Source organism: Marinobacter maroccanus (genome assembly GCF_002933275.1).
Taxonomy (GTDB): Bacteria; Pseudomonadota; Gammaproteobacteria; order Pseudomonadales; family Oleiphilaceae; genus Marinobacter; species Marinobacter maroccanus.
Window position 1 is genome coordinate 541,912 of sequence record NZ_PSSX01000001.1, and the last position, 7,083, is coordinate 548,994.

Consider the following 7,083-nt stretch of genomic DNA (forward strand, 5'->3'; position numbering starts at 1 on the left):
TAATCGATACTACGTGTTACCCTACAATTCTCCAATTGTTTAAAGACAGGATAGATTGAATGGCTGCAGTGATCGACAACGCAACCCATCCGGCCTTTGAGAAGCTTCGCAGTCACCGGATCGACACGCTCAACCTTGAGGTTGAGGAGTATCGCCACAAGAAGACCGGCGCCCGGCACCTGCATCTGGCAGCGGATAACGATGAGAACGTATTTTTCGTGGCGCTTCGGACTTTCCCGATGGATTCCACCGGCGTAGCCCACATTCTCGAACATACCGCACTGTGTGGCAGTGAGCGTTATCCGGTCCGTGACCCGTTCTTCATGATGATCCGGCGGTCACTGAACACCTTCATGAATGCCTTTACCAGCAGCGACTGGACCGCCTATCCGTTCGCCAGCATGAATCGGAAAGATTTCGATAATTTGCTGTCGGTATACCTGGACTGCGTGTTCTTCTCCAAGCTGGATCCGCTGGATTTCGCCCAGGAAGGCCATCGCCTGGAGTTCGACAAGCCGGAGGATCCTTCCACTGATCTGGTGTATCGGGGCGTTGTCTACAACGAAATGAAAGGCGCCATGAGTTCGCCCACCTCCCAGCTATGGCAGAACCTGAGCAGCCATCTTTTCCCGACCACGACCTATCACTACAACAGTGGCGGTGAGCCTGATCATATTGTCGACCTCAGTTACGACGACCTGCAGCAGTTCTACCGCCACCACTACCATCCCAGCAATGCGATCTTTGCTACCTATGGTGATATTCCTGCGCATGAGCACCATGAAAAGTTTGAACAGCTGGCGCTGAAACGGTTCGACCGGCTGGACATCGATCTTCCGGTTCGCGACGAGAAGCGCATGTTTGCGCCTGTGCGTGTGGAGCAGGGCTACGCTGTCAATGAGGGCGAGGGCACCGACAACAAGACTCACATCGTTGTGGGCTGGCTTCTGGGCCACAGCTTTGATTTGCAGGAAAACCTGGAGGGGCAGCTGCTGTCTGCCGTTCTGCTGGAAAACAGCGCCTCGCCGCTAATGCGGGCGCTGGAAACCACGGACCTGGGGCATGCGCCGTCGCCCATGTGCGGGCTGGAAGATTCCAACCGTGAAATGACTTTTGTCTGCGGCATCGAAGGCAGTGAGCCAGAGAAGCACAAGGATCTGGAAGGTCTGCTTGAGTCCACGCTTCTGAAGGTGGTGGAAGAAGGCGTCAGCGAGGAACGGCTGGAAGCCATCCTGCATCAGCTCGAATTGCATCAGCGGGAAATCGCAGGCGATCAGTTCCCTTATGGTTTGCAACTGATCATGAGCGCCATCGCGCCCATGGTGCACGGTGGTGACCCCGTCGAACTGCTGGATCTGGAGCCGGTGCTGGCAACGCTCCGGGAAAAGATCCGGGATCCGCAGTACGTGCCCGATCTGATCCGCCGTAAGCTTCTGGAGAACCCGCACCGGGTCACTCTGACCCTGCGTCCGGACGAAAAACTCGAGTCTCGTCGCCAGGAGGCGATCCGTGAAGCGCTGGCCCGTCGCAAGGCCGAGCTGACCGACGATGAAGTGCGGATGATTGTGGACCGGGCCAAGGCACTGGAAGAGCGCCAGATGCACAAGGATGACGATTCCATCCTGCCCAAAGTGGATCTGTCTGATGTGCCGCTGCAGATGCCTGAGCCTGAAGGGCGTTATGACGGCGATATTTCGGCGACCGTTTATGCCCGTGGTACCAATGGCCTGGTTTACGAACAGATTGTTGTCCCGGTGCCGGCCCTGACCGAAGAGGAACTGCTGCTGGTGCCGTATTACACCACCCTGATCTCCGAAGTGGGGTGTGGGGATCTGGACTACCTGCAGATGCAGGACCGTATCTCCGCGGAGTCCGGTGGTATCGGCGCAGCGTTCAGCGCCAAAGGCCGTATTGATGATGTTCAGGCATTGTCCGGATACATCATCTTCAACGGCAAGGCGCTGGCCCGTAATCGCAGTGAATTAACCCGTCTACTGCGGGATGTCTACACGAGTGCCCGCTTCGATGAGAAAGAGCGAATCCGGGAGATCATTGCCCAGATCCGTGCCCGTCGCGAGCAGGCCGTAACCGGCAGTGGTCATGCGCTGGCCATGGGCGCGGCGTCCCAAGGTATGAGCCCCGGAGCCTGGCTGTCTTTCCGGCTTGGTGGTCTTGCCGGTATTCGCGGCACGAAGCAGCTGGATCTGGCCCTGAAAGATCCGGAGGAATTGACGGCGCTGTGCGACAAGCTTTCCGCATTGCACGAGAAGATTGGCAAACAGGGCCGCGAGTTCCTGGTGATTGGTGAAGAAGACCAGCTCCCGGCGATGGTTGACGATCTGAAGTCCTGCTGGCGTGAAGCCTCCGAAGCTGGTGTCTCCGGCTGGAAAATGGAGCCGGTCAGTTACACAACTCGCGAGGCCTGGCTGACCTCCACCCAGGTCAACTTTTGTTCCAGGGCTTACAGCACCGTAGCCGTGGATCATCCGGATGCGGCGGCACTGACCGTGCTGGGTGGCTTCCTGCGCAACGGTTACCTGCACCGTGCCATCCGTGAAAAGGGCGGTGCCTACGGCGGTGGCGCTGGCCAGGACAGCGTGAACGGCACGTTCAGGTTCTTCTCCTACCGTGATCCGCGCCTGGAGGAAACGCTGGACGATTTCGACGCGGCCCTGGCCTGGCTGCAGGACAACGACCACGATTATCAGGAGCTGGAAGAGTCGATTCTTGGTGTTATTGGCCAACTCGACAGGCCACGATCCCCTGCGGGTGCGGCTCGTCACGCCTTCCACAACAAACTGTTTGGCCGCACCCCGGAGCAGCGGGCGAGGTTCCGGGAGCGGGTGTTGTCGGTAACCCTGGATGATCTTAAGCGCGTGGCCAGAACCTGGCTGGTGCCGGAGAAAGCCAGCACCGCCGTAGTAACCAGCCCGGAAAACCGGGACAGAGCTGAGAAGCTGGGTCTGGCGATTCAGGAACTCTAGAAATCAATCTGAGTTTGGGGTCAGATGAACTTTTCATCTGACCGCACCTTTACTTAACGGTGTCTCTTTAACCCGGTTGTCACCATGATTCTGGTGGAGATTTCCTCCACGGAATAGGCTGTGGTATTCAGGTACGGAATCCTTTCACGGCGGTACATCAACTCGATTTCCTCAATCTCATGCATGCACTGCTTTATGGATGAGTAGCGGGAGTTCGGCCGGCGCTCGTTGCGTATGGTCGCCAGGCGCTCCGGATCGATGGTCAACCCGAAAATCTTCTCTTTGTGCGGTTTGAGCGCCTTGGGGATCTGTTGGTCCGCCAGATCTTCTTCCGTAATCGGGTAGTTCGCTGCCTTCACACCATATTGCAGCGCCAGATAGAGGCAGGTGGGCGTTTTCCCGCTTCTGGAAGCACCCACCAGGATCAGATCGGCTTCGTCGTAATGTCGCGTGCGCGCGCCATCGTCGTTATCCAGCGCAAAGTTCACCGCATTGATCCGGCGCTCATAGCTCCCTTCGTTATTGATGGCATGGGACTTACCCACCGTGTACGACGAGGAGGACTGCAGCTCCTGCTCCAGGGGTTTGAGAAAGGTCCCGAAAATATCCACCATGAAGCCTTCGGCGGTAGCGATGATTTCCCGGATATCGCTGTTTACAATGGTGTCGAACACCAGCGGGCGGGCGCCGTCTGTCTCGGCCGCCTTGTTGATCCGTTTGACCATTTCCCGGGCTTTTTCTTCGTCCGCAATATAGGGAACGGTGACCCGTTCAAATTCGATCTTTTCGAACTGGGCCAGAAGACTGTGCCCCAGTGCTTCGGCTGTCAGGCCGGTGCCATCAGAAATGAAAAAAGCAGTGCGTTTCATGCTGTATCGTCCGGTTCCTTGGTTCCTTGATTCCTGGCCTGGTGGCCTAGGTAATTTCCGCAGGTTACAGTATCATACACGCCAAGTTCGAGACTCCGCAGTGGATATTGTCTGGTTTTACTGCTTGATACCGCTGGCCCGATTTTGCTCTTAGCTTTACAGACTCAAGGGAGACATGCTTTGGAAGATTACATTATCTGGTTTGATCACCTGGGAATGTCCGATGTCGATCGGGTAGGCGGCAAGAACGCCTCACTCGGCGAAATGATCAGTAATCTCGCCAACGCAGGTGTTACCGTTCCGGGTGGCTTCGCCACTACAGCGCACGCCTATCGCGAATTTCTCGCCACGGATGGATTGAAGGAGCGCATCGACACCGCCCTGGATGCCCTGGATATCAACGACGTTAACGAACTGGCCAGGGTTGGCGCGAAAATCCGCCAGTGGATCATCGAGACACCCTTTCCGGACGTGCTGGAAAATGCCCTGAAAGAATCGTTTGCCGCCCTGCAGGATGGTAACGAGCACATGGCGGTTGCGGTTCGTTCGTCTGCCACCGCGGAAGATCTGCCAGATGCCTCGTTCGCCGGCCAGCAGGAAACCTTCCTGAACGTGGTGGGCCTTGAGCAGGTTCGCACCTCTGTGAAGGAGGTGTTTGCATCGCTGTTTAATGACCGCGCTATTTCCTACCGCGTGCACCACGGCTTCGACCACAAGATGGTCGCGCTCTCAGCCGGCATCCAGAAGATGGTACGCAGTGAAACGGCGGCCAGTGGCGTTATGTTCACCCTGGATACCGAATCCGGCTTCCGTGACGTGGTGTTTGTTACCGCCTCCTACGGCCTGGGTGAGACCGTTGTGCAGGGTGCAGTGAACCCCGATGAATTCTACGTTCACAAACCCACACTGGAAGCCAACCGGCCGGCGGTTCTGCGCCGCAATCTGGGCAGCAAGGCCATCAAGATGGTTTACCACACCAGGCCCGGTGAAGGTGAGTTCGTTGAAACGGTTAAGGTTGAACAGGAAGACCGCAACCGCTTCTGTATTACCGATGCCGAGGTGGAAGATCTGGCCCGCCAGGCCATGATTATCGAGAAACACTACCAGCGCCCGATGGACATCGAGTGGGCCAAAGATGGTGACGACGGCAAGATCTATATCGTTCAGGCCCGCCCTGAGACGGTAAAAAGCCGTGCTTCCGCCAATGTGATGGAGCGTTACCTCCTTAAAGAAACCGGCAAGATTCTGGTGGAGGGCCGGAGTATCGGCCACAAGATTGGTAGTGGTCCGGTGAAGATCATCACCAGTATCAAGGAAATGGACCGTGTCCAGGCTGGCGATGTGCTGGTGACCGACATGACCGACCCGGACTGGGAGCCGGTCATGAAACGGGCCTCCGCCATTGTTACCGATCGCGGTGGCCGTACCTGCCACGCGGCGATCATTGCCCGCGAGCTGGGCATTCCGGCCGTGGTTGGTTGCGGCGATGCCACCGAGTTGCTGACCGATGGCCAGGAAGTGACTGTCTCCTGCGCCGAGGGTGATACCGGCATGATCTATGAGGGGTCCCTGGATTTCGAGCTGCGGGAAAACACCGTGGACTCGATGCCCAACATTCCGTTCAAGATCATGATGAACGTGGGCAACCCGGACCGGGCCTTTGATTTCCAGGCTCTGCCCAACGAGGGCGTTGGTCTGGCACGCCTTGAGTTCATCATTAACCGGATGATCGGCGTTCACCCCAAGGCACTGCTGAACTTTGACGGACTGCCCCGGGATATCAAACAGACCGTCGAAAAACGCATTTCCGGCTACAGCTCTCCGGTGGATTTCTACGTCGACAAGCTGGTGGAGGGTATCTCTACACTGGCTGCTGCATTCGCCCCCAAGAAGGTGATTGTGCGGTTGTCGGACTTCAAATCCAACGAATACGCCAACCTGATCGGCGGCACTCTGTATGAGCCGGATGAAGAGAACCCGATGCTCGGTTTCCGGGGTGCCTCCCGTTATATTTCTGACACCTTCCGGGACTGCTTCGAGCTGGAATGCCGCGCCCTGAAGAAAGTGCGTAACGAGATGGGTCTGACCAATGTGGAAGTCATGGTTCCTTTTGTGCGCACTGTCGGTGAAGCGGAACAGGTAGTGAATCTGCTGGCGGAGAACGGGCTCAAGCGTGGTGACAACGGCCTGCGGGTGATCATGATGTGCGAGCTGCCAGCCAACGCGCTGCTGGCGGATCAGTTCCTTGAGCACTTTGACGGCTTCTCTATCGGCTCCAACGATCTGACCCAGCTGACACTGGGGCTGGACCGGGATTCCGGCATCATTGCTCACCTGTTCGACGAGCGTAACGATGCGGTCAAGGCGTTGCTGTCCAATGCTATCCAGGCCTGCAAGAAAGCTGGCAAGTACATCGGTATTTGCGGGCAGGGTCCTTCCGACCACCCGGATCTTGCCAAGTGGCTGATGGATGAGGGCATCGATACGGTGTCACTGAACCCGGATTCGGTGCTGGACACCTGGTTCTTCCTGGCCGACGAAAAAATCGACTGAGTTCATTTCCAGGATAAGGAGAGCGACAACGTGACGACGATAATTACCCCGGACCTGTGCGACGAATTTCCGGAAGTGTTGGTTGTTGAACCCGGGTTCAATAACTACGGCGGCAACAAGGCCTTTGGCGGCGAGATCGTAACCGTGAAATGCTTTGAGGATAACTCCGTGGTGAAAGAGCAGGTTGGTCAACCTGGAAACGGTCGTGTGATGGTCGTGGACGGTGGTGCCTCGAAGCGCCATGCGCTGCTGGGCGACATGCTGGCTGAGAAAGCGGCGAACAACGGCTGGGCCGGTCTTATCATCTATGGCTGCGTGCGCGACGTGGATGAGATCGGCAATACCGCCCTCGGTGTCCAGGCCCTTGGAACCCACCCCAGAAAGAGCGAGAAGCGTGGCCTTGGTGACCTGAATGTTCCGGTCACCTTTCACGGCGTAACCTTCCACCCCGGACACTACGTCTACGCCGATAACAACGGCATCATCGTCTCGGAGAAGCCTCTGGTCTGAGGCTTTTGCCAGCACAGACGAAAACGGCGGCCAATGGCCGTCGTTTCAGACTGCTGACAAACCCTCGCCATTAAGGCGGGGGTTTGTTGTAATTGGGGCATCGACTTTTCAGAGGCTGCCCCATGCTCAAAGAGCCGTCCCCGCAACAACACGAACTCGAGATGGTC

4 protein-coding genes are annotated in these 7,083 nt (G+C 57.1%); 3 read left to right on the forward strand and 1 reads right to left on the reverse strand.

The genetic code is table 11. The features are described from left to right. Window positions 1-59: 59 nt before the first annotated feature. Window positions 60-2,984 carry an insulinase family protein gene (locus KEHDKFFH_RS02590; RefSeq protein ID WP_104320464.1) on the forward strand — a complete coding sequence of 975 codons (2,925 nt, stop codon included), beginning with the start codon at window positions 60-62 and terminating at the stop codon, window positions 2,982-2,984. A 53-nt stretch (window positions 2,985-3,037) separates the two neighbouring features. Here KEHDKFFH_RS02590 and ppsR read toward each other — a convergent pair whose 3' ends face one another. Next, on the reverse strand, window positions 3,038-3,853 hold the full coding sequence (ppsR, locus tag KEHDKFFH_RS02595) for a posphoenolpyruvate synthetase regulatory kinase/phosphorylase PpsR (RefSeq protein ID WP_064228872.1): 816 nt from the start codon (window positions 3,851-3,853) through the stop codon (window positions 3,038-3,040). 216 nt (window positions 3,854-4,069) lie between these two features. Between ppsR and ppsA the strand changes: the two genes are divergently transcribed. Beyond that, complete coding sequence (gene ppsA / locus KEHDKFFH_RS02600) at window positions 4,070-6,406, forward strand: phosphoenolpyruvate synthase (protein WP_422385679.1); 2,337 nt, start codon at window positions 4,070-4,072, stop codon at window positions 6,404-6,406. 30 nt (window positions 6,407-6,436) lie between these two features. Further along, window positions 6,437-6,916, forward strand: coding sequence for a ribonuclease E activity regulator RraA (rraA, locus tag KEHDKFFH_RS02605; protein ID WP_104320466.1), 480 nt, complete (start codon window positions 6,437-6,439; stop codon window positions 6,914-6,916). Window positions 6,917-7,083: the final 167 nt, after the last annotated feature.